This window comes from Streptomyces sp. 11-1-2, from assembly GCF_003595545.1.
GTDB lineage: Bacteria > Actinomycetota > Actinomycetes > Streptomycetales > Streptomycetaceae > Streptomyces > Streptomyces hygroscopicus_B.
The window spans coordinates 2,496,931-2,518,803 of sequence record NZ_CP022545.1 but is presented as its reverse complement, the minus strand read 5'-3'; the positions used below and the strand labels follow the sequence as shown (position 1 = coordinate 2,518,803).

20 protein-coding genes and 4 pseudogenes are annotated in these 21,873 nt (G+C 67.4%); 16 read left to right on the top strand and 8 right to left on the bottom strand.

Going from position 1 to position 21,873, the window contains the following annotated elements; all coding sequences use genetic code 11:
• The first annotated feature begins 39 nt into the window (after nucleotides 1-39).
• From CGL27_RS10430 to CGL27_RS10385, 10 genes and pseudogenes are all read left to right on the top strand, one after another.
• Entirely contained in the window at nucleotides 40-1,248 is a 1,209-nt protein-coding gene (locus CGL27_RS10430) for a CaiB/BaiF CoA-transferase family protein (RefSeq protein WP_119986124.1), read from the top strand.
• Between the two features lie 46 nt (nucleotides 1,249-1,294).
• Nucleotides 1,295-2,461 (top strand): acyl-CoA dehydrogenase family protein, encoded by a 1,167-nt coding sequence (locus CGL27_RS10425; RefSeq protein WP_119986122.1) that lies wholly within the window; start codon nucleotides 1,295-1,297, stop codon nucleotides 2,459-2,461.
• Complete coding sequence (locus CGL27_RS10420) at nucleotides 2,458-3,240, top strand: electron transfer flavoprotein subunit beta/FixA family protein (RefSeq protein ID WP_119986120.1); 783 nt, start codon at nucleotides 2,458-2,460, stop codon at nucleotides 3,238-3,240. The genes CGL27_RS10425 and CGL27_RS10420 overlap by 4 nt, the downstream gene beginning before the upstream one ends.
• 48 nt (nucleotides 3,241-3,288) lie before the next feature.
• A complete protein-coding gene (locus CGL27_RS10415) occupies nucleotides 3,289-4,251 on the top strand; it encodes an electron transfer flavoprotein subunit alpha/FixB family protein (protein ID WP_119986118.1) in 963 nt (320 codons plus the stop codon).
• 27 nt (nucleotides 4,252-4,278) lie between these two features.
• The gene (locus tag CGL27_RS10410) at nucleotides 4,279-6,516 is read left to right on the top strand and encodes a (Fe-S)-binding protein (protein WP_119986116.1); all 2,238 of its coding nucleotides are present in this window, start codon (nucleotides 4,279-4,281) and stop codon (nucleotides 6,514-6,516) included.
• Nucleotides 6,517-6,544: 28 nt separating this feature from the next.
• Nucleotides 6,545-6,785, top strand: a pseudogene (locus tag CGL27_RS10405) (FAD-dependent oxidoreductase); the annotation flags it as partial.
• A 410-nt stretch (nucleotides 6,786-7,195) separates the two neighbouring features.
• On the top strand, nucleotides 7,196-8,458 hold the full coding sequence (locus tag CGL27_RS10395) for a transposase (RefSeq protein WP_240450443.1): 1,263 nt from the start codon (nucleotides 7,196-7,198) through the stop codon (nucleotides 8,456-8,458).
• Nucleotides 8,344-8,757, top strand: a complete 414-nt coding sequence (locus tag CGL27_RS51795) for a transposase (protein ID WP_240450961.1) — start codon at nucleotides 8,344-8,346, stop codon at nucleotides 8,755-8,757. The genes CGL27_RS10395 and CGL27_RS51795 overlap by 115 nt, the downstream gene beginning before the upstream one ends.
• 465 nt (nucleotides 8,758-9,222) lie before the next feature.
• Nucleotides 9,223-9,369, top strand: a complete 147-nt coding sequence (locus tag CGL27_RS49945) for a hypothetical protein (RefSeq protein ID WP_162952944.1) — start codon at nucleotides 9,223-9,225, stop codon at nucleotides 9,367-9,369.
• Between the two features lie 878 nt (nucleotides 9,370-10,247).
• Entirely contained in the window at nucleotides 10,248-10,472 is a 225-nt protein-coding gene (locus CGL27_RS10385) for an STAS domain-containing protein (RefSeq protein WP_162952943.1), read from the top strand.
• A gap of 205 nt (nucleotides 10,473-10,677) precedes the next feature.
• Here CGL27_RS10385 and CGL27_RS10380 read toward each other — a convergent pair whose 3' ends face one another.
• Complete coding sequence (locus CGL27_RS10380) at nucleotides 10,678-11,070, bottom strand: ATP-binding protein (protein WP_119994335.1); 393 nt, start codon at nucleotides 11,068-11,070, stop codon at nucleotides 10,678-10,680.
• Nucleotides 11,071-11,889: 819 nt separating this feature from the next.
• Here CGL27_RS10380 and CGL27_RS10375 point away from each other — a divergent pair.
• Entirely contained in the window at nucleotides 11,890-12,228 is a 339-nt protein-coding gene (locus CGL27_RS10375; RefSeq protein WP_119986110.1) for a MerR family transcriptional regulator, read from the top strand.
• An 81-nt stretch (nucleotides 12,229-12,309) separates the two neighbouring features.
• A complete protein-coding gene (locus tag CGL27_RS10370; protein WP_240450442.1) occupies nucleotides 12,310-12,684 on the top strand; it encodes a hypothetical protein in 375 nt (124 codons plus the stop codon).
• A gap of 28 nt (nucleotides 12,685-12,712) precedes the next feature.
• Here CGL27_RS10370 and CGL27_RS51790 read toward each other — a convergent pair.
• Nucleotides 12,713-13,475: pseudogene (locus CGL27_RS51790) on the bottom strand (integrase); the annotation flags it as partial.
• 265 nt (nucleotides 13,476-13,740) lie between these two features.
• Between CGL27_RS51790 and CGL27_RS10360 the strand changes: the two are divergent.
• The gene (locus CGL27_RS10360; RefSeq protein WP_119986108.1) at nucleotides 13,741-14,265 is read left to right on the top strand and encodes a hypothetical protein; all 525 of its coding nucleotides are present in this window, start codon (nucleotides 13,741-13,743) and stop codon (nucleotides 14,263-14,265) included.
• Nucleotides 14,266-14,333: 68 nt separating this feature from the next.
• On the opposite strand, the gene CGL27_RS10355 is transcribed toward CGL27_RS10360, so the two are convergent.
• The 3 genes from CGL27_RS10355 to CGL27_RS51785 are packed head-to-tail and all read right to left on the bottom strand — an operon-like array spanning nucleotide 14,334 to nucleotide 16,250.
• Entirely contained in the window at nucleotides 14,334-14,702 is a 369-nt protein-coding gene (locus CGL27_RS10355; protein WP_240450441.1) for a hypothetical protein, read from the bottom strand.
• Complete coding sequence (locus CGL27_RS10350; protein ID WP_119986106.1) at nucleotides 14,699-15,232, bottom strand: pyridoxamine 5'-phosphate oxidase family protein; 534 nt, start codon at nucleotides 15,230-15,232, stop codon at nucleotides 14,699-14,701. Before CGL27_RS10350 ends, CGL27_RS10355 begins: the two co-directional genes overlap by 4 nt.
• Nucleotides 15,186-16,250, bottom strand: a complete 1,065-nt coding sequence (locus tag CGL27_RS51785; RefSeq protein ID WP_240450440.1) for an SUKH-4 family immunity protein — start codon at nucleotides 16,248-16,250, stop codon at nucleotides 15,186-15,188. The genes CGL27_RS10350 and CGL27_RS51785 overlap by 47 nt, the downstream gene beginning before the upstream one ends.
• 311 nt (nucleotides 16,251-16,561) lie before the next feature.
• On the opposite strand from CGL27_RS51785, the gene CGL27_RS10340 reads away from it, so the two are divergent.
• Nucleotides 16,562-18,076 carry an ATP-binding protein gene (locus tag CGL27_RS10340; RefSeq protein ID WP_119986104.1) on the top strand — a complete coding sequence of 505 codons (1,515 nt, stop codon included), beginning with the start codon at nucleotides 16,562-16,564 and terminating at the stop codon, nucleotides 18,074-18,076.
• 78 nt (nucleotides 18,077-18,154) lie between these two features.
• On the opposite strand, the gene CGL27_RS51780 is transcribed toward CGL27_RS10340, so the two are convergent.
• The 3 genes and pseudogenes from CGL27_RS51780 to CGL27_RS10330 all read right to left on the bottom strand — a co-directional run.
• Complete coding sequence (locus CGL27_RS51780; protein ID WP_240450439.1) at nucleotides 18,155-18,634, bottom strand: transposase; 480 nt, start codon at nucleotides 18,632-18,634, stop codon at nucleotides 18,155-18,157.
• Between the two features lie 328 nt (nucleotides 18,635-18,962).
• Nucleotides 18,963-19,226, bottom strand: a complete 264-nt coding sequence (locus CGL27_RS51775; protein WP_240450438.1) for a hypothetical protein — start codon at nucleotides 19,224-19,226, stop codon at nucleotides 18,963-18,965.
• An 82-nt stretch (nucleotides 19,227-19,308) separates the two neighbouring features.
• Nucleotides 19,309-20,139: pseudogene (locus tag CGL27_RS10330) on the bottom strand (ISAzo13 family transposase); the annotation flags it as partial.
• A 106-nt stretch (nucleotides 20,140-20,245) separates the two neighbouring features.
• Here CGL27_RS10330 and CGL27_RS10325 point away from each other — a divergent pair.
• Nucleotides 20,246-20,791 (top strand): annotated as a pseudogene (locus CGL27_RS10325) (IS3 family transposase); the annotation flags it as partial.
• 422 nt (nucleotides 20,792-21,213) lie between these two features.
• Nucleotides 21,214-21,873: a hydrolase gene (locus tag CGL27_RS10320; RefSeq protein WP_119986100.1), complete on the top strand. Its 660-nt coding sequence runs from the start codon at nucleotides 21,214-21,216 to the stop codon at nucleotides 21,871-21,873.

The following is a 21,873-nucleotide window of genomic DNA, read 5'->3' as shown; positions in this document are numbered from 1 at the left end:
TACTCCGGCTCGGTTACCGACATCTCCGGAGGTCAACGCATGACCGAACACACAGTGTCTGCCGATGGCCTGCCACTGTCGGGCATCACCGTCGTGAGCGTCGAACAGGCGGTGGCCGCTCCCTTCGCCACTCGCCAGCTCGCCGACCTCGGAGCGCGGGTGATCAAGGTGGAGCGCCCGGGCGGCGGAGACTTCGCCCGCCGGTACGACACGACGGTGCACGGCGAGTCCAGCTACTTCGTGTGGCTCAACCGCTCGAAGGAGTCGGTGACGCTGGACCTGAAGTCGGAGCACGGGCGGGAGATCCTGGGAAGACTCCTCGCGCAGGCGGACGTGTTCGTGCAGAACCTGGCCCCCGGCGCCGCCGCCCGCATGGGCCTGGGGGCCGAAGACCTGGCGACGCGGTTCCCGTCGCTGATCCCGTGCTCGATCTCCGGCTATGGAACGAGCGGGCCGTGGGCGGACCGCAAGGCGTACGACCTGCTCGTGCAATGCCAGACCGGCCTGGTCTCACTGACCGGCAGCGCCCAGGAGGCGGCCCGGGTGGGCGTGTCCATCGCCGACATCGCTGCCGGTATGTACGCCTACAGCGGCATTCTCGCAGCGCTGTTCACAAGGGTCACCCGAGGCGTCGTCCGGGCGGTCGAGGTCTCGCTGTTCGAGGCGCTGGCCGAGTGGATGAGCCAGCCCGCCTACTACACGGCGTACAGCGGCACGCAGCCGCCCAGGGCCGGCACGCAGCACGCCACCATCGCCCCCTACGGCACCTACACCGCGGCCGACGGCAAGGACGTACTGCTCTCCGTCCAGAACGAACGCGAATGGGACGCCCTGTGCGAGCACTTCCTCGAAACCCCTGGCCTGATCGGCGACACCCGCTTCGCCACCGGATCCGCCCGTGTCAGCCACCGCCGCGAACTGAACGCGATCCTGGCCGAGCGGATCGCGACCTCGGACAGCGGTGAGGTGATGCAACAGCTGGACGCGATCGGCATCGCCAACGCACCGGTCAACGACGTCAAACAGTTCCTGGAACATCCCGTGCTGACCGGCCGCGGCCGCTGGCGCCAGGTGCGGATACCCGGCGGAGAGACGGTGGCCGCCCTGCTGCCGCCAGTGGACCTGGCAGGCACCACTCCGCGCAACGACCCCGTCCCCGCCCTCGGCGAACACACCGAGCAGATCCTGACCCAACTGGGCTACGACGCCGCCCGTATCGCCGCCCTGCGGGCCGATGGCGCACTCTGACTCCCTCGGCGCCCCACCAGAGACCGCAACAAGGAGATCTCCTTCCATGAGCACTCTCGACATCCTGTCCGAGGACGAGCAGCTCATCGTCCGAACGGTGCACGACTTCGTCGACAAGGACATCAAGCCCGTCGTGCGGGAACTCGACCACGCCAACACCTATCCCGAGGCCCTCATCGAGCAGATGAAGGAACTTGGCATCTTCGGCCTCGTCGTCCCGGAGGAGTACGGCGGTACGCCTGTGTCGACCCCCTGCTATGTCCTCGTCACCGAGGAACTGGCCCGGGGCTGGATGAGCCTGGCCGGAGCCATGGGCGGGCACACTGTCGTCGCCAAGCTGCTGCTGCACTTCGGCACGAAGGAGCAGAAGCGCCGCTACCTGCCGAGGATGGCCACCGGCGAGATCCGCGCCACCATGGCCCTGACCGAGCCGGGCGGCGGCTCCGACCTGCAGGCCATGAGCACCATCGCCCGCAAGGACGACGACGGCTACCTGGTGAACGGCGCGAAGACCTGGATCACCAACTCCCGCCGCTCGCAGCTGATCGCCCTGCTGTGCAAGACCGACCCCCAGGCATCTCCCGCGCACCAGGGCATCTCGATCCTGCTGGTCGAGCACGGCCCGGGGCTGACGGTTTCGCGCGACCTGCCCAAGCTCGGCTACAAGGGCGTGGAGAGCTGCGAGTTGTCTTTCGAGGATTACCGGGCGCCGGCGGACGCGGTGCTCGGCGGGGTCGAGGGCAAGGGGTTCGCCCAGATGATGAAGGGCCTGGAGACCGGCCGTCTTCAGGTCGCGGCCCGCGCGCTCGGCGTCGGCCGGGCCGCGCTGGAGGACGCCCTCGCCTACGCGCAGGAACGTGAGTCGTTCGGCAAGCCGATCTGGAAGCACCAGTCCATCGGCAACTACCTCGCCGACATGGCGACATCGCTCACAGCGGCCCGGCAGCTCACCCTGTATGCGGCTCGCGAGGCGGACGCGGGCCGGCGCGTGGACATGGAGGCCGGTATGGCCAAGCTGTTCGCCTCCGAGACGGCCATGCAGATCGCGCTCAACGCCGTACGCATCCACGGCGGTTACGGCTACTCCACCGAGTTCGATGTCGAGCGCTACTTCCGCGATGCGCCCCTGATGATTGTCGGTGAGGGCACCAACGAGATCCAGCGCAACGTCATCGCGAGTCAGCTCGTCACGCGCGGAGGTCTCGACGCATGAGGGTCATCGTCGCTGTGAAGTATGTACCCGACGCCGCTGGCGACCGGCACTTCGCCGATGACCTGACTGTCGACCGGGACGACGTGGACGGTCTGCTCTCCGAGCTGGATGAGTACGCGGTCGAGCAGGCGCTGCGGATCTCGGAAAGCGCAGACGACGACGTCGAGATCACCGCGCTTACGGTCGGCCCCAAGGACGCCAAGGACGCCCTGCGCAAGGCACTGTCGATGGGCGCGGACAAGGCGATCCACGTCGAGGATGACGACCTGCATGGCACGGATGTGATCGGAACGTCACTGGTTCTGGCGAAGGCGATCGAGAAGGCCGGCTACGACCTGGTGATCTCTGGCATGGCCTCAACCGACGGCAGCGGCGGTGTCGTGCCGGCGCTGCTGGCGGAGCGGCTGGGCGTGCCACAGGTGACGTTGCTGTCGGAGGTCTCCGTGAAGGACGGCACGGTCAAGGGCCGCCGCGACGGCGACTCGGCCGGCGAGCAGGTCGAGGCCTCGCTGCCGGCGTTGGTGTCGGTGACGGACCAGTCGGGTGAGGCACGGTACCCGTCATTCAAGGGGATCATGGCCGCGAAGAAGAAGCTGATGGAGTCCTGGGACCTGTCCGACCTGGGGATCGATGCGGAAGAGGTCGGTCTCGGCGGCGCGTGGACGGTGGTCCACTCAGCGGCCGAGCGTCCGGCCCGGACTGCGGGCACGATCGTCAAGGACGAAGGCGAAGGCGGCAAGCAGCTCGCTGCCTTTCTCGCGGAGCGCAAATACGTCTGAAGCCGCCTCGCGAGCCAGAAGTCCTCTGAGAGGGAGTCCTGAAGAACCATGGCTGAAATTCTCGTCTACGTCGACCACCTAAACGGTGCCGTCCGCAAGCCCACCCTGGAGCTGCTGACCCTCGCCCACCGCATCGGCGAGCCCGTCGCCGTCGCCCTGGGTGCCGGTGCCGGGGACACCACCGCGACCCTCACCGAACACGGCGCGATCAAAATCCTCACCCATGAGGCATCCGAGTATGCCAACTACCTGGTCGTCCCGAAGGTCGACGCCCTGCAGGCCGCGTACGAGGCGGTCTCCCCGGCCGCAGTGCTGGTACCGTCCTCGGCCGAGGGCAAGGAGATCGCCGCACGCCTGGCACTGCGGATCGGATCCGGCATCATCACCGACGCCGTGGATCTGGAGGCCGGTGACCAGGGCCTGGTGGCCACCCAGTCGGTGTTCGCCGCCGCGTTCACCACCAAGTCCCGTGTCACCAAGGGCACTCCTGTGATCACCGTCAAGCCGAACTCGGCCGCCGTGGAGGTCGCCCCGGCCGCGGGCGCGGTCGAGGCGCTGGAGGTGTCGTTCTCGGAGCAGGCCACAGGGACGAAGGTCACCGCCCGCACGCCGCGTGAGTCGACGGGCCGCCCGGAGCTGACCGAGGCCGCGATTGTGGTCTCCGGCGGTCGTGGCGTGGGCGGCGCGGAGAACTTCCCCGTCATCGAGGCCCTGGCTGACTCCCTGGGCGCAGCCGTGGGTGCCTCGCGTGCGGCGGTGGATGCGGGCTGGTACCCGCACACCAACCAGGTCGGCCAGACCGGCAAGGCTGTCTCCCCGCAGCTGTACATCGCCGTCGGCATCTCCGGCGCGATCCAGCACCGCGCCGGAATGCAGACCTCGAAGACCATCGTCGCTGTCAACAAGGACGCCGAGGCCCCGATCTTCGACCTGGTCGACTACGGCGTCGTCGGTGACCTCTTCGACGTCGTCCCCGCTCTCACCGAGGAGATCAACACCCGCAAGGGCTGACAACCGGCAACACTGAAGGTGCACATCATGCAACTCGCCGCGATCAGCGTGTCGCTGCTTCTGACCGTGGTCGGCGTCGCACTGTTGGCACGTGCCATCGGTCAGTTCGTCGGGTACTTCAAACTCGGCCAGCCGGTCCCGGCCGGCAGCCGGACGAACGATCCCCACGCACGCAACATGACCTTGGTGCGGGAGTTCCTCGGTCATACGCGGATGAACCGCTGGGGCGTCGGCGGTGTCGCGCACTGGTTCGTGGCCATGGGATTCCTGACACTGCCACCGACCCTGGCGCAGGCGTTCGGTCAGTTGTTCCAAGCCCGCTGGCGGCTGCCGGTCATCGGCGGCTTCCTCCCCTTCGAGCTCTACATCGAGTTCATCGGTGTGATGACGGTCCTCGGCATCCTGACGCTGATCGTCATCCGCCAGCTGAACAAGCCGAACAAGCCTGGTCGCAAGTCACGCTTCGCCGGCTCCAACTTCGGCCAGGCGTACTTCGTCGAGGCCGTCATCCTCGTCATCGGCCTCGCCATCTACGTGCTGCGGGGCCTGGAAGGCGCGCTGCACCACGTGGAGCACTACGAGGCCGGCTACTTCGCCTCGTATCCGCTGGTCGTGGCCTTCAGGGGCACGAGCGTCACCACGTTGCAGAACCTGATCCACCTCATGGCGATGATCAAGATAGGGACATCCTTCATCTGGATGATCACGGTCGCTCTGAAGACCGACATGGGTGTGGCCTGGCACCGCTTCCTGGCCTTCCCGAACATCTGGTTCAAACGCAATGCCGAGGGTGAGACCGCGCTCGGCGCGCTGCTGCCGATGACCTCCGGTGGTAAACCGATCGACTTCACCGATCCCGCAGAGGACGACGTCTTCGGCGTCTCGCAGGTCGAGCACTTCTCCTGGAAGGGCCTGCTGGACTTCTCCACCTGCACCGAATGCGGCCGCTGCCAGTCGCAGTGCCCCGCCTGGAACACCGGCAAGCCGCTGTCGCCCAAGCTGCTGATCATGGCGCTGCGCGACCACTCGCATGCCAAGGCCCCGTATCTGCTCGCCGGTGGCGGCAAGACCATGGAGGGCGAGGAGAAGGCGAGCGAGGGGCAGCTCGCGGACGTGCCCGCGTCCGCGCTGGCCGAGGCCGAGCGTCCCCTGATCGGGACCCTCGAAGAGAACGGCGTCATCGACCCCGACGTGCTGTGGTCCTGCACCACCTGCGGTGCGTGCGTCGAGCAGTGCCCGGTGGACATCGAGCACGTTGACCACATCGTGGACATGCGCCGCTACCAGGTGATGATCGAGTCCTCGTTCCCGTCCGAGGCGGGCACGATGCTCAAGAACCTGGAGAAGAAGGGCAACCCCTGGGGGCTCGCCAAGAAGCAGCGCCTCGCGTGGACCAAGGAAGTCGACTTCGAGGTGCCGGTCGTCGGCAAGGACATCGAGGACCTCACCGAGGTCGACTACCTGTACTGGGTCGGCTGCGCGGGCGCCCTGGAGGACCGGGCGAAGAAGACCACCAAGGCCTTCGCGGAGCTGCTGCACATCGCGGGCGTCAAGTTCGCGATCATGGGCGGCGACGAGGCATGCACCGGTGACTCCGCCCGCCGCCTGGGCAACGAGTTCCTCTTCCAGCAGCTCGGCCAGCAGAACGTCGAAATGCTGAACATGGCCTTCGGAGAGGATGCCGAGGAAGGCGTCACGGTCGAGAAGGCCAAGAAGAAGATCGTCGCGACCTGCCCGCACTGCTTCAACACCATCGCGAACGAGTACCCGCAGCTTGGCGGCGAGTTCGAGGTCATCCACCACACCCAGTTGCTGCAGCACCTCATCGACGAGGGCAAGCTGATCCCGGTCACCCCGGTCGAGGGTCTGATCACCTACCACGACCCCTGCTACCTGGGCCGCCACAACAAGGTCTACACCCCGCCGCGCGAGATCATCGCCAAGGTGCCGGGGCTGCGGAACGAGGAGATGCACCGCCACAAGGAGCGCGGCTTCTGCTGCGGCGCGGGCGGCGCCCGGATGTGGATGGAGGAGCGGATCGGCAAGCGCATCAACAACGAGCGCGTGGACGAGGCGCTGTCCCTCAACCCGGACATCGTCTCCACCGCCTGCCCGTTCTGCCTGGTGATGCTGACCGACTCCGTCAACGGCAAGAAGAACGACGGGAAGGCGAAGGAAGAGCTGCAGGTCGTGGACGTGGCGCAGCTCCTCCTCGACTCGGTGAGGACCCCGGCCGACGAGATGGCCGTTGCACGGTGCAGGTGAAGATGCCGGGGCGGGCGCCAAGACCACCGAGGCAGCGGAGGTGGCGACCGGCCTGGGCACCCGCGTGACCCTCCTCGAAACCGCGCCCTTCCCTCTGGCCAGGGCCGGCGAGGACATCGGCCGGGTCCTCGCCCGGGTTCACCTGGACCACGGCGTGGACCGGCGCACCGGTACTCGCGGTCACCGAGGTCGTCCCCGACGGAGTACCGCTGGACGACGGCACCGTAATCGAGGTCGAGACAGCACTGGTGGCCATCGGCTCTCGGCCCGAGGCCGCTTGATCTCCCGGCGAAGCACGGCGACCTCATGACGAAGGGCAAGGACCTCGGCGTTTTTCGCGGCGGTCGATCGGCCCAGCAAGGGGATGCAGCCCAGCAGGCGGCAGAAGATCAGGTAGAACAGTCGCAGACTCACAATCGCTGATCGTGCCCACACTTGGGCGAGCACAAAGCCCCAGGTCAACCACCGTACGGCAATAAAGACACCCTTCAGGACTCTGTTGGTCGATGTGATGGTTCACCTGAAATGACCTTCGGGTGCGGTGGACACTGCTCGTTGTCGGGTCTGTTTCCTGGGGGCGAGGGGGGAGATCATGTCGATGCGTCCGTTGCCTGCGCCTGCGGTGCCTGAGTCCACGGCGAGGGTCGCCCGTGCTGCGTTCCCGCGCGGGTGTCTGGCCATGCGGATCAGGGACGAGTTCGGGGCGGTGTTTGAAAGCGAGCGGTTCGTGGCGGCGTTCGCACATCGAGGTGGTCCGTCCGTGTCTCCGGGGATGCTGGCGCTGGTGAGCGTGTTGCAGTACGCCGAGCGGCTGACCGACCGGCAGGCCGCTGATGCCGTGCGTGGCCGGATCGACTGGAAGTACGCCCTCGGCCTCCAACTCGCTGACCATGGCCTTGATTTCTCGGTGCTCAGCGAGTTCCGGGACCGGCTGATCGCCCACGGCCTGGAACAGCAGATCCTGGACGCCATCCTCGCGCAGTGCAGCAAACGGGGCCTGCTGCGGGCCGGCGGCCGGGCCCGCACCGACTCCACCCACGTCATCGCCCGCATCCGTGACCTGAACCGGCTGGAGTTCGTCACCGAGACCATGCGCTGCGCCCTGGAGGCCCTGGCGGTGGCCGCCCCCGCCTGGCTGGCCGGCACCCACGCGGTCAACGCGGACTGGCTCGCGCGCTACCGGCAACGCGCCGACTCCTACCGGCTGCCCAAGGGAGAAGCCGAGCGCACCGCGTTCGCCGAGAACGTCGGGGGCGACGGCTACGAACTCCTCGACACTCTCGACGATCCCACGACCCCCGCCCACCTCGCCGACCTCGAAGCGGTCGTGCACCTGCGCACCGTGTGGGCCCAGGAGTACCAGCGCGACGCCCGCGGGGTGCGCTGGCGCGGGCACAAACAACGCCCGCCGGGAGCGGCACGCATCGTCTCCCCACACGATGGGGACGCGCGCTGCGGGGTGAAGCGGGGATCCGCCTGGGACGGCTACAAAACGCATCTCACCGAGAGCTGCGACGACGACCTTCCCCACCTGATCACGTGCACGGCCACCGCACCCGCCGCGACGGACGATCACCGGCTCACCGCCGCCGTCCTCCAGTCCTTGACCGAGCGGGGTCTGAAGCCGGCCGAACACTACGTGGACGGCGGCTACACCAGCGCGAAGATCATCCTTCAGGCTCGTGCACTGGGCGTCGAGGTCATCGGGCCGGTCAGACAGCCCGGCGGCCGACCGGCCCTGCAGGGCAGCGGCTACGCCGCCACCGACTTCCGCCTCGACTGGCAGACCCGGCAGGCGACCTGCCCGCAGGGCCGGATCAGCACCCGCTGGAGCGACACCGTCATCGGCGGCGAACCCCGCGTCACATCGACTTCTCCGGCGCCGGATGCACCAGCTGCCCGGCCAAGGACACCTGCACCACCGCCGCCTACCGCGTCCTGACACTGCTCCCGCGCGAAGAGCACGAACTCCTCCAACAACGTCGGGCAGAACAGCAGACCGAGGAATGGAAGAAGCGCTACCACACCAGGGCCGGGGTGGAGGGCACCATCTCGCAGGCAGTGCGGCGCACCGGTACCCGGCGTACGCACTACCGCGGCCTCGCCAAAACCTCTCTGGCCCAGGTCCTGACCGCAGCCGCACTCAACCTCTACCGACTCGACGCCTGGTGGACCGGAACCCCGCTGGGCACGACACGAATCTCCCACTACGAACAACTTGCCCTCAGCCACGCGGCCTGATCGACAAAAGCCCAGATCACATCGACCAACAGAGTCCGACAGGGTTCGCTCCAATGCCTCCAAGGACGACCCCGCGATGCAGGAGTACTGGCAACAGAGAATCAACAAAAGGAAGTTGCCGTCTGCCGAACGCAGGCTTGTCCTGACGCTGGCCGCACGACAACGGGGACTCTGTGCTGGATGTGGTCTGGACCTGATCGAGGGAGCCGAATATCAACCAGACGACGTTCACGAATGGGTGAACTGGTTCTCGGCATCCTCGCGTGCGCTCAACGTGCACCACGTCGTCTACCGGCGTGCAGGTGGCTCCGACGAGTTGAAGAATCTGGAACTCCGACACACAGCCTGCCACCGGCAGCACCACGCTGGTGATCACAGGAGAGAGCAGTGCCAGCCCTCGCGGCCTGCTTGAGCCGTGTGCGTCGAGAGACGCTTGCACGGTTCTGAGGGGGCGGGGACGCGGCAATGCGTCCCCGCTACCCGACACGGCTCGTCCAGCACTCGGAGACGCTCATCACCTGGGCGGCGATCACGCTGATGACCCGCCGTCTGACCCGAGGGAAGAAGGACCGGACCTCCCTCACCCGGTCCCTGGTCGCACGGGCGGCATGACCTTGATAACCCCCATACGAGTGATATCGGGAATGGGCCCGGCTGGCCGGGGCAGGCACGTCGGGTGGTCGCCCGACAGCACTCTCCCCGCGGCGCCGCCGGGCGACCCCACTACAACCGAAGGTGCTCATGCGCTGCTCCAGGCAACCCCTTGCCCGCGCGGTCCTGCCGTCCTCAAGCTCCCCGGCATTCCGCGATGTCCGCGCCAAGGTCCTGGATCTCCTCCATATGACGCCTGAGCGGGATCGACGGCTGAGCGGCCTGGCATGTGCCCGATGCGGTGCCACCGCCGGCCTGCGCGGGGGCGGATACGCATACACCGCCAGCGGCTCCGATGGACGGGGCCGCCTGGGATGGCCCGTGAAGGTCTGCCACGACTGCCCGGCAGACCCTGGGCACAGCACCCACACCAGGCATTGAATCCAGGGTCGCCCATGACAGCCAGTGCCAGAGGGTCGAGAGCCCTGCCATCCGCTCGGGCGCGGGAAACTCTCCTGCTCGACCGTTTTGGCGGACCGACTCTGGGCGGCGACACGCTAACGCGCAAAAGGCGCATTAACGTCATTGGCGACAGTATGGACGCTCCCTATTACGGACCGTCGCCGAGCTCTATCGAGTCCGCTCTGCCCTCTCTGGTCATGGGGTGGAGCGGCCTGACCTTCCGTGCGCGGCGGATCACACGACCCCGGGCCTATGGTCCGGGGTCGTTCCGCGAACAGTTCCTCGGCCTCGGCCATGGATGAGCACTCACGACGACGGATACGCCCCCGCATCCCGCATGGCCGCTGACGTCCCCGGTGGAGGTGGACAGGGCCGCTGGTCTGGGAGTTTCCTGGACACAGGCCCTTCAGGCCGCCTCGCACCAAGGGAGAATGCCGGTGCACGAGACGATCAGGGTGGACCGGAAAGCCACCGGACCCGACAGCTGCCGGGTCGCGGTGTCGGGGGAGCTTGACCTTGTGACCGCCGCCGAGGTGCGCGAAGCACTCCAGAGGGCCGTCGGCGAGAACCATGCCGTGGTCATCGACCTCGGTGGGCTGACGTTCTGCGACTGCACGGGGCTGCGCGCTGCTGGCAGCTGCCCGCATCGCCCGAGCCGGTGACGCCGAGCTGCTGCTATGCGCCGTCCCGCATTGCCTCGCCCGCATCCTTCGGCTCTCCGGCACCCGCAGCGCGTTCACCATCGAAGAGAGGCACGCCCAGGCATAGAGACTGGCCTGGACCAGCACTACCGCCATCCGCTGCCCCGTCGGTCCCCACGGCCGGGCCCCCAGGTTGGTGAGCGCAGTCGGTACCGCCGCCTTGGAGCTACCGGGCGAGACGGGCGCTTACGGTCTTGCCGCCGGACGGCTGGCGGGTCACTGCGGTGGCGCGGGCGAGGCGGTTGACCATGGGCCAGCCGAAGCCTCCGGTGCCGCCGTTGAGGTCGGGGGTGCGCATGCGCGGCGCATGCGAGCTGGGGTCGTCGACAGCCACCTCGATGGTGTCGGGGTGGGCGGCCAGGCGGAGGGTATAGGTGCCGCCGCCGTGGCGTAGGGCGTTGGTGACGAGTTCGGAGACGACCAGGACTGCGGTGTCGGCCGCTTCTGGGTCGACGGTCGGCTGCCGGAGGGCTTCGAGGAAGGCCCGGGCGGTCTCGCGCGCGTCGGCGACGGCGGTCGCGGAGCGGATGGTCGTGGCGCCGACGCACATCGTGTCCATCAGGTTCACCCTGGCCTCTGGCTCGTCAATGCCCGGTCCTGCCTACCCGTCCCTCGTGCCCCGCCCAGCGCCCCTTAATCCGGCAGGGCCCGATTACCGCACCGTCGAACACGCGGAAATCTATGTCGGCCGGAGTAGACATTGGGTGGTGGTGTGGTTATGGTTTCTCTCGTAGCCGAGATCAGCAAGGCCCGGCAGAGATGAACTGCCGGGCAGCAGTACACGCAGTTGCAGTGCGCAGGACGGTGCGGTGGTGGAGTTCCGAAGCCAGAGCGGTTGCAGGACGGCGACGGGACTGACGACCGGACCGGGTGGCCCGCAGTGATCAGGGGCCGCCGTGAGCAGTACCCAGCAGTGAAGAGTGAGCAGCACCTCGGTGAAGGCGTCGGCTGCGGACGCGCGCACCGGGAAGTTCGGCAGTGGGGTTCTAAGCCAGAGCAGACGCAGGACGGGCGACGGGGCTGGCTGCCGAGGAGTGGCGCTGTACAGGCCACAGAGCAGTTCGCATCACCAGCGGTACGCAGGAGAGCAGTACCAGCAGTAGGTAAGTGATTGATCCCAGAGGGAAGAAACGGAGGAGCCAGGCGCCATCAGGATCGCCCGGGCGGAATCACTGAGCTCGGGTACCGCAGGACATCGATAGTGAGGTGGTCTCCGGTCAAGCAACCGCGATCCCCGCACCCCCGACAGCATTCAGGTCGGGTCTGCGGAAACAGAAGGCCGGCGCAGTACCAAGGTCGGCAGATGGTGTAGCAGTTCCTTCGGGGCCCTGGTGCCATTGGCACCAGGGCCCCTCCAAGCGTTCCACAGAGAGGTGCAATGACAGCAGACGACTCGTACGACCGTCTCGATGACGACGACTACCCCGCCTACACCATGGGCCGGGCCGCCGACATGCTCGGCACCACCCAGGGCTTCCTCCGCGCCATCGGCGAAGCCCGCCTCATCACCCCGCTGCGCTCCGAGGGCGGCCACCGCCGCTACTCCCGCTACCAGCTGCGCATCGCGGCCCGCGCCCGGGAACTCGTCGACCAGGGCACCCCCATCGAGGCCGCCTGCCGCATCATCATCCTCGAAGACCAGCTCGAAGAAGCCCAGCGCATCAACGCCGAATACCGCCGTGCCGCCGAATCGGCGAATCCAGCGGCCTCGGCCTGAGACGTGAAGGGTGTCTTTATTGCCGTATGGTGGTTGACCTGGGGTTTTGCGATTGTCCACGTATGGGCATGATCAGTGATCGTGGGCCTGCGACTGCTCTGCCTGATCTTCTGCCGACTACTGTGCTGCTTCCTTTTGCTGGGCCGATCGACCGTCGCGAAGAACGCCGAGATCCCCCTGCTTCGTCATGAGGTCGCTGTGCTTCGTCGGCAGGTCGAGCGCCCGCGGCTGTCATGGGCTGATCGTGCCGTGCTCTCTGGTCTCGTGCGGCACCTGCCATCCGTCTTACGCCGCCATCGGCTGGTTACCCCGGGGACGCTGCTGACCTGGCACCGCTGTTTGGTGCGTTGGAAGTGGCGCCAGGCAACGGTCGGACCCGGCCGGCCACCGCTGTCGGAGGAGATTGCGGCGCTCATCCAGGGCCTGGCGCGAGAGAATCCGACCTGGGGGTTGTAGGTGCCGGATATTACGTCCGTGCAGGTCGCGCTTCCTTGAGAATGGCGTCGAACAGGGCGGGGAACTTCCCATCCCTGTCCCGGACCAGGAACCGCATCCTGCGGCCTGCGTCCTCGAGGTCCATGACCGGAGCGGTCGGGTGCGCGGTCGCACCCAGGATCCGGATGCGTCGGCTGGCGTGTTCGATCACCGCCAACACGTACAGTCGGGCCCCGGACAAGGTGACCGTTTCCAGGAAGTCGCAGGCCAGCAGGGCATCGGCCTGGGAGCGCAGGAAGTCGGCCCACGTGCTGCAGGCTCGCCCGGGCGCCGGGTCGGATCCCGGCCTCCTTCAGTATCTCCCAGACCGTGGATGCGGCGACCTTCACTCCCAGGACGAGCAGTTCGCCGTGCACTCTCCTGTAGCCCCAACTGGGATTCTCCCTCGCCAAGCGCAGCACCAGGATCCTGACGGAGCGCACGGTGCGCGGCCTACCCGGGCGCCTGGGCCGGGAGGCGGCCGCGTGGCGGCGTGCCACCAGGCTGCGGTGCCAGCGCAGCACCGTGTCGGGTCGGACCACCAGGCGCAGTCTGCGCAGCACGTCCCGTGGCCGCCGGTGCAGCAGAGCGGCCAGGATCGCCCGGTCGCCCGGAGTGAACCGCACCCTCTCCTTGCCGAGTTGCCGCTCCAGCACCATGAGTTGATGGCGCAGAGCAAGGATCTCTGCATCCTTGTGGTGATCGCTCATCGGTAGCAGGCGCAGCAAGGCGAACGCGTTGGTCACAGCCAGGTAGCCCAGTCGCAGCAGCACGGTCGACCATCATGCCGCGGCGATCGACAGCTGCGCGAGGGCACGGGTCGAGCGACCTCAGACGAGGTTTCTACATCTCCACACCGCCTCTCACCAGGGCGGATGGGTTTTCCGGCAGGCGCAGTGCTGGCGGGCCTCCCGGAACACGCCCGGTGACGCCTGGCGCACAGCCTGACGACTGAGCCGCGAGACCTGCTCCGCGGACGCGGCCCGAGCGGATGGCGCCGGTACCGGAGTATCCGGTACCGGCGCCTATGTTGGGTCGGTGAGCAGTTCTCCGGCCCCGGCGGGGCGACCCGCGCGCAAGGAGCGGGTCCGCACTCGTCGGACGGACTATGCGGGTGCGGTCTATGGTTCGCTGCTCGCGGCATCGGTGGTGGCCACCGCCGGTGCGGCCGGCGACTTCCCGCGGCTTCAGCTGATCGTGCTGCTGCTGGTGACGGGCGTGGTCTTCTGGGCAGCGCACGTGTACGCGCACGTAGCCGGTGAACGGATCGTCGGCAGGCCGATCAGCCGCCGGGAGGTGCGGCGCGTGGCCCGGCGCGAGTGGCCCATCGTGGAGGCCGCGGTGCTGCCTGCGGTGGCGGCGGCGCTCAGTCCGGTGCTCGGCCTGGGCCTGTCCGGCACGGCCTGGCTGGTGCTCGCCGTCGCGGTCGCCCAGCAGGTGGCCTGGGCGACCTTCGGCGCGATCAACGCGGGCGCGTCCCGCCGGATGGCGGTCGGCGAGGGCGTCGTCAACCTGCTACTCGGTCTGGTCATCGTGGCCGCCAAGGCCGCTCTGGGGCACTGACTCCCGCCCGGTCTCAACGGCCATTCAATCTCGGCGGCACTTCCTCTACTGCGACTACTCACACCCGGCTATCGAGCGGCCCCTCCCGCGACAGTGGAGCGGGGGTTGCGGTTCAGGCGGCGCTGGTCGACCGCGAGCGTGGCGCCGAGGCCGAGGACGCGGTCGGCCTTGGGGCGGTTGCGCTGGGTGATGTACTGGCGTACGAAGGGCGAAAGGCCCTCCAGGTAACGCAGTTGGGCCTCGCTGTGCAGGGTGTCGATGGCGAGTGAGGTTTTGCCGCTGCCGCTGTCGCCGGTAAAGGCGACGAGCCGGCCTTTGGGGATGCTGACGGACACGTCGCGCAGGTTGTTGGTGCGGGCACCCACGACGTCGATGGTGTCGCGGGTCTTGCCGGCCCCGGCGGCGTGTGGGGCCGGGAAGCGCATGTCCGGTGTCACGCCTCGTCCGACTTCCCGCCGAGCTTGGCGAGGTCGGGGGCGAACACGGCCATCCACTGCGGATGCAGCCGGTAGAAGACCACGTCGTTGTCCCAGTCGAAGGCGTCGTCGCCGTAGAAGTCCCGGAAGTACGCGAGCAGGTCCGGCCAGTCGGCAGCCGGTTCGCCGCGGTGGGGGTTGAGGGTCTCCGCGGTGCCGTGTGTGAACACGCCCAGGTCCTCCCCGCGCATGTGCGCGGCGCTGACGGCGGGCCGGGCGGCGAGGTGCCGGGCCTTGGCGGCGCCGCGCGCGGTGCCGAAGTGCCATTTTCCGTGCAGGAAGTGCCCGTCCACGCCGCTGATCCGCGGCTCGCCCTTCGCCGTCACGGTGGACAGCGCGAGCGTGCACATGCCGGTGAGCACGCGAGTGAGCTGCTCGGCGGTGAGTGTGCGCTCGCTGCTGATGATCGACCGCAGGTGCGCCGTGGAGCGGGAGAGCGAGGCGTCAAGGAGGGCTTGGAGCCGGTGGAGGTCGTCGGGTGTTTCGCGCATGAGAGTCCTTGTCTGTCCGTTGTCCCGGCCCGCGCCACCACGACACCGACCGGCGCCCCCACTGTCTCCACAAAAACCGACATCCTCTGTCGTATTTCTTGCGGTGTCCTCTACACCCTGCCGCCAAGCGACGACCGGCTGCGCACGCCGCGCCCCTACGCCGCGCTTGTGGGGGCCACTTCTGGACGCGGGCACCGGCCCCGGGACTGGTGAGCTCGCATGTTGAGGTGTCGCGTATTCGCGGCCGCTGGACGCCCCGCAGACGGTGAGTGATCGATTCGGGCAACGTGGCGGCGGTGAGCAACGACCAGGGCCAGCGATCGAGGAACTCGGCCCAAATGAACCCGATGTAGCCGTCGAAGGCAGGGGGATCGATCTTCTTGAGTTCGTCAGCCAGCACACCGAGCTCAGCCAGGGCTTCGTCCTCACGGTCATCCGGATCGCTGAGGATCTCGGACTCGCTGACGTGCAAGCCGTAGTGGTGCAGGGTCCGCAGCCACAGGTCGATGGAGGAGTTGGCGAACCATGCCTCGCCTTCGGGGAGAACGTAGTAGACCGTCCCCGTGCCGGGTTGGACGCCGAACGACCATTGCAGTCCGGGCACGAGGTCGTCATGGTGATTCTGGGTGAGGCGGTAGAGCCACTCGTCGGCTGACGTCTGAAGTATGGGGGCCGCTTCCACCTGGAACGGTACGTATTCGATCAACTGATCAACGATAGGGACCCCGACATCGACCAGTAGTGCCTTCTGCTCCTCGGGGATCCGCCAGCCCGACACGACCGCCGGGTCTGCTCTTGTAACGTTCCCGGCACCGGCCCAGGCGGTGAGCTCTTCATACGTCGTCATGTGAGAGTCCTTCCGGGACTGGCTGCGGATGCGGACCCTCTCGAGCAGGGCTGACAGGCGGGTGGCCAGACCGTGGATGACATTGTGGGTGCCGAATCTTACGTCCATGCTGGTCAGCGTCGGCTGATGGTGCAGGGCAAGGACTCCCGCGTCCTTGTCCCGGTCGCTCATCGTGGGCAGGCGCGGCATTCCGAGTCGTAGTCGGATAAGCCAGTGGCGGCATTGCGAGCGATCATCGTGACGCCGCGACTCCGGCTGCGTGAGAGGGCCGACTCGACCGACCACGGTCGGCAATCGTGAGACCGGGTGCCCTGGGGCCCACCGGGACGGTTGGGATTTCCGGCAAGGCGGGGCCTCTGCGCCGGCGATGATTTTGCGCCCCCTGGCGCAGTCTGTGTGCTGGCACGCCTTTCCTTGAATGGTTAAGGTTGACCTTATCGAAATTCGTTAGGGCATACCTTAACTAGGTGTAGGGTCGTTGGATGGGAGAGATCGGCAAGCCGGGGCGGCTGTTGGACCGTGATCATGAGTGGCGGCTACTGAACGGCTTTCTCGCAGATCCCGCCTCTGAGCTGCGGCTCGCCGTTGTCTCGGGGCGGCGGCGGAACGGGAAGTCGTTCCTGTTGGAGGCGCTCACGGAGGCAGTGGGCGGGCTGTGTCTGACCGCAGTGCAGGAGGAGGGTCGAGTGCCCGCGCTGCGCCGGTTCACCGAGGCGATCGCCGCGCACGCGGGGGTGCGGCCTGGCGCGATGCGGTTGGACGACTGGAGCGATGTACTCACCGCCGCGCTGGAGGTGGTGAACCGAGCGGAGGGGGCGCCGCTGATCGTGATCGATGAGCTGCCGTATCTGCTACAGCACTCCCCGGAGATCCCCGGCTTTCTGCAACTGCTCTACGACCAGTCGCAGTCCGGCAGGGCACCCGGCGGCCGGATCGTGCTGTGCGGCTCGGCGATGAGCGTGATGTCCGAGCTGCTGTCCGGCACTAAGCCGCTACGCGGCCGGGCCGTGCTGGACCTGCGCCTGCCGGCCTTCGACTACCGCACCGCCCGCACTCACTGGGGGGTGGGGGACCCGGGCGTGGCGCTGCAGGTCGACGCTGTGCTGGGTGGCGCCCCTGGCTACCGGCCGCTGGCCGCGGGGCCGGCGCCGCAGAGTGAGGCGGAGTTCGGCCCCTGGGTGGAACGCACTCTGCTGGATCCGGGGCGGGCGTTGTACTCGCGGGTGGAGGCCGAGTTCCTCCTGCGTGAGGATCCGCGGATCACTCATCGCACGCTGTACTACGACGTGCTGTCCGCGGTGGCCCGGGGAGCTTCGACGCCTGCGAAGGTCGGGGCGATGCTGGAGCGGTCCCGATCCGCCATGGTCGCCCCGCTGGAGGTGCTCGAATCCACCGGATACATCCGTAAGGAGCAGGATCTCCTCAAGGCGCGCCACCCGGTCATCAGTGTGGCGGACCCGGTGATCCGGTTCAATCAGCTGATCACGTTGCCCATGGTGGACCTGGTGGAGCGGTGGCGCGGAGGCCAGGTGTGGCAGTCATCCCGGCCGACATATCATTCAAAGATCCTTGGCCCGCACTTTGAGGAGACCGCCCGCGACTGGGCCCGCTCCTTTGCGATCGACGAGACGGGTCTGTCTCTCGGTGCGGTCGGTACGGCGGAGATCGCTGACCCGGCCGCCCGGACCAAGCACGAGATCGACGTGCTGGCCATGGTCCCCGGCGAGCGCCCGCAGAGCCCTCGAGCGGTAATCGCCCTGATCGGCGAGGCCAAGGCCACCATCCAGCCCCGCGGACTGAAGGACCTTGAGCGCCTGGAACATATCCGGACCCTTCTGGCCGCGCAGGGGCATCGGCCCGATGACGCGGCCTTGGCTCTGTTCTCCCTGCACGGTTTCCGTCAGGACGTCATTGACGCCGCTGCACGCCGCCGCGATGTCCTTCTCGTTGATGTCAGCGCCTTGTACGGGGACGGGCCGGTCCGCGGCCTGCGATGACATGCGTGTGGCGACGCGTACGGTCTCGTAGCGCTTCAGAACGGCTTCACTGGTTGTGAGCTGGGATTTTCCTTATGGTCAGATGGCTCGGTGGTACTCGTTGATGAGGCCGGCGACGGCTTGTCGGCGTTTGATCCGGGCTGCGGGCAGGGGGATGACGTTCGGATTGTCGCTGGGCGCGAGTTGGTCACGGCCTTGGTGCGGTCGGTGGCTGTTGAAGTGGTGTGCGTAGTCGTGGAGGATCTTCTCGGCGTGGCCACGGTCGAAGAGCAGGACACGGTCGGTGCACTCTTCCCGTGCTGAGCGGATGAAGCGTTCTGCGTGTGGGTTGCAGTTGGGGCTGCGTGGAGGGACCTTGGCCACGGTGATGTCCTCACTGGCGAACACGGCGTCGAAGGTGGCGGTGAACTCCGCGTCCCGGTCGCGGATGATGTGAGTGAATTCGGCGGCCCGATCGCCGAGTTGCCACAGAAACTGCCGGGCCTGCTGAGCGGCCCATACGGCGCTGAGGTGGGCGGTGACGCCGAGGATGTGGACGGTGCGGGTGCGCACCTCCATGACGAATAGCGCGTAGAGCCGCTGCAGGCCGACGGTGTCGACATGGAAGAGATCGGTGGCGAGCGGGCCGCTGGCCTGGGCTTTGAGGAACGCTGCCCCCTCACCGCGCGTCGGCTGGCGGCGCGGCGCGGCGCGGGACCGAGGACGGCGGCGCGCAGCCCCCGACGGACGGTGGCGGGGCTGACCTTGTGCCCGAGGCGGCGCAGTTCGCCGTGTACGCGTCGGAAGCCCCATCGGGGATTCTCGGTGCCGAGCCGGGTGATCAGGTTGCGGATTTCCTCCGGCAGGGGCGGTCGCCCGGTGGACGGCGGCTGCGTCCACTTCTGCTTCACCAGACGCCGGTGCCAGGCCAGCAGGGTGCGCGGGGAGACGATCCGGCGTTCGCGCAGGGCTTGGGGATCAGCCGGGTCAGAACGGCGAGCAGCGCGCGGTCCGGCCAGCCGGGCTTGGGCGCGGTGACCTGTCGACGCAGAACCGCGAGCTCGTGCCGAAGGATCAGTATCTCCGCATTCTTGGCCGCAGAAGATCGAGACATCAGGAACAGCCACGCGAAGGTTCGCGTGCCGATGAGGTAGACAAGTCGAACCAGCACGAGGACTGATCATGCCGGATACCTGCTGGTCAGTTGCGTTGCCTCAGGTCAAACCCGGTGAAGCCATTTTGGAGCGCTACGAGCCGTTGGAACCGCCCGCGTCTGCCGTGATCAGCAGACGGGAGGCGTCCGGGTAGCGGTGCCGCCCCTCGCCGTCCCACCAGCGGCGCAGAGTGGCCACGGTGAAGGCGGCGGTGTCGCCGTCGCAGCCGACCGAGACCCAGCCGGCATCCGCGCCGATGTCATAGATCCCGTACGGCACCGCCTTCAACGCGCCCTTCTCGGGGAAGTCGTGGGCGCGGACCTGGACGGGCTGTCCGGCCGGGTGCCACTCCCGCCCGATGACCGCGTAGTTGCCCAGGGTCTCCTTCTTCTTGGCGTCCACGCTGATGACCGGCTGCCCGGCCGCGGTGAACTCCCCGACCCGCTCGTTGATATAACGGAACTGAGCGTCCCGGTCAGGATGCCGGGCCCCCTCGGTGGTACGCGAGGTGCCCTGCAGCGAGAAGCCCTCGGTCTTCAGCAGGGCTGCCACTGTGTCGTGTCCGATCCGGTGGCCCTGCCTCGACAGCTCCGCGGCCAGAGCCCGGGTGGACTTCACCGTCCACCGCAACGGCGATTCCGGATCGCCCCGCTGGTCCGGCTCCACCAGCCCCAGCAAGGCCGGCACCAGCTCCGGATCGACATCCCGTAGTCGCTTGCGGTCCCCACCCACCGCCCGGACCCGGCCACCGGGCTCCTCACCCTGATTCAGTTCACGCAGCCCACGCGACACCGTGGACGTCGCCACTCCCGCAGCCTCAGCCACCAAACGAACTCCACCGTGCCCCCGTACCCGGGCGGCAGCCCCCAGCACCAACCGCCGTTGCCGCTCATCCAGATGCGGCAACAGCAGCTCGAACACCCCTGTCAGATTCGCCTCGGTCCCCTCCGTCACACCCACATCCGACGGGCCAACAGCCCACCGAAACCGAAGAGTTATTTTCCGTCAGCTCCCTGGCAAGTGACCGGCCGCCCCGGACTTCGTGCGCCGCGACTTCACCGCCGAGGCACCCGACCTGGTCTGGTGCGGGGACATGGCGGAGGTCGAAACCGGCGAAGGCAAGCTGTACTTGGCCACGGTCATCGACCTCTTCTCCCGCCGCCTGCTGGGCTACGCGATGGGGGCACGCCACGATGCCGAACTGGTAGTCGCTGCCCTGCACATGGCCGCGACGACCCGTGGCGGTGACGTGCGCGGCGTCATCTTCCACACGGACCGCGGCAGCGAGTACGCCTCACGGAGGTTCCGCCGGGCCTGCCGCCGGCTGGGTGTTTTCCAGTCCATGGGCCGGGTCGGATCTTGTTTCGACAACGCCGTCAGCGAGGCGTTCAACAGCGTACTGAAGGTCGAGTACGTCCACCGGCAGACCTTCGCCACCCGCACCGCGGCCCGGATCAGGATCGCTACCTGGATCACCGACTTCTACAACACCCCTCGGCTACACAGCGTGTGCCATTGGAAAAGCCCGATCGACTACGAACACGACTACTGGGCCAGCTTCACCGAGGAGCTGGCTGCATAGGAAGGTCTCCACAGTTCGAAGGGATTGACAATCCCGGAGCGGTTCACCCTCGACGCTTCCCGCGCCATGGTCACACCAGGCACGACAAGGTCATCTCACTCCTGTCCAGGAGTTATAGGCCACCATCTGGTGCGACAACTTTTGAGCTGACCTGGCGAGTTTGCATCTAGAGGTGGATCAACATCTGGTTGACACATCAAGTGACTGTCTCTAACGTAGGTGTCACGTCATCCAGTTGAGGCCGGTAGTCACCTGGTACCGCGGGCCGTCTCTTGCGAAGACCGCAGCGGCTTGCGGAGCAATCTTGCCGATCGGGCTGGTGGCTGGCCAGTTCGGCTTCAGGGCGCCTGTGCGGATACGTGAAGCCATATCGGCGTGGCGCCGTCTGGGCGCGCGTCATACATACCCCGGAGAGGGATCCCATGAGCAACGAAGCGAAGTCCGGACTGCAGGCGCTGCTGACGCCCGAGGAGAGCGTCGTCGTCCTGATCGACCACCAGCCGTTCCAGTTCGCCAACCTGAACAGCCACGAACCCACGATGATCGTGAACAACTCTGTCGGCCTCGCCAAGGCTGCCAAGGTGTTCGACGTGCCGACCATCCTGACGACCGTGCTGGAGGAGCGCGGCGGCTACCTCATCAAGGGGCTGCAGGATGTGTTCCCGGAGCAGAAGCCGATCAACCGCACGTTCGTCAACACCTGGCAGGACGAGCGCGTCGTCGACGCCGTCAAGGCGACCGGCCGCAAGAAGCTGATCATCGCCGGCCTGTGGACGGAGGTCTGTGTCGCGATGCCGGCGATACAGGCGGCGGGTGAGGGCTTCGAGGTCTTCGTCGTCACCGATGCCTCGGGCGGTGCCTCGAAGGAAGCTCATGACATGGCCGTGCGGCGCATGGTCCAGGCGGGAGTGGTACCGATCACCTGGCTGGCCGTGATGAGTGAGTGGCAGCGCGACTATGCGCGTGAGGAGACCGTCCCGGGCTTGACCGAGGTTCTGCTTCAGCACGGGGGCGCCACCGGCGTCGCCTTCACCTGGGAGACGCAGCTGCTCGCCACGGGACGCCCCGTAAACGACGCCTGA

Bases quoted from the DNA above. Each gene is read 5' to 3' on its own strand.
- CGL27_RS10430 (WP_119986124.1), top strand. From the start codon at position 40: ATGACCGAACACACAGTGTCTGCCGATGGCCTGCCACTGTCGGGCATC.
- CGL27_RS10425 (WP_119986122.1), top strand. From the start codon at position 1,295: ATGAGCACTCTCGACATCCTGTCCGAGGACGAGCAGCTCATCGTCCGA.
- CGL27_RS10420 (WP_119986120.1), top strand. From the start codon at position 2,458: ATGAGGGTCATCGTCGCTGTGAAGTATGTACCCGACGCCGCTGGCGAC.
- CGL27_RS10415 (WP_119986118.1), top strand. From the start codon at position 3,289: ATGGCTGAAATTCTCGTCTACGTCGACCACCTAAACGGTGCCGTCCGC.
- CGL27_RS10410 (WP_119986116.1), top strand. From the start codon at position 4,279: ATGCAACTCGCCGCGATCAGCGTGTCGCTGCTTCTGACCGTGGTCGGC.
- CGL27_RS10395 (WP_240450443.1), top strand. From the start codon at position 7,196: ATGCGGATCAGGGACGAGTTCGGGGCGGTGTTTGAAAGCGAGCGGTTC.
- CGL27_RS49945 (WP_162952944.1), top strand. From the start codon at position 9,223: ATGCGTCCCCGCTACCCGACACGGCTCGTCCAGCACTCGGAGACGCTC.
- CGL27_RS10380 (WP_119994335.1), bottom strand. From the start codon at position 11,070: ATGGACACGATGTGCGTCGGCGCCACGACCATCCGCTCCGCGACCGCC.
- CGL27_RS10375 (WP_119986110.1), top strand. From the start codon at position 11,890: ATGACAGCAGACGACTCGTACGACCGTCTCGATGACGACGACTACCCC.
- CGL27_RS10350 (WP_119986106.1), bottom strand. From the start codon at position 15,232: ATGCGCGAAACACCCGACGACCTCCACCGGCTCCAAGCCCTCCTTGAC.
- CGL27_RS51785 (WP_240450440.1), bottom strand. From the start codon at position 16,250: ATGAGCGACCGGGACAAGGACGCGGGAGTCCTTGCCCTGCACCATCAG.
- CGL27_RS10340 (WP_119986104.1), top strand. From the start codon at position 16,562: ATGGGAGAGATCGGCAAGCCGGGGCGGCTGTTGGACCGTGATCATGAG.
- CGL27_RS51780 (WP_240450439.1), bottom strand. From the start codon at position 18,634: ATGGAGGTGCGCACCCGCACCGTCCACATCCTCGGCGTCACCGCCCAC.
- CGL27_RS10320 (WP_119986100.1), top strand. From the start codon at position 21,214: ATGAGCAACGAAGCGAAGTCCGGACTGCAGGCGCTGCTGACGCCCGAG.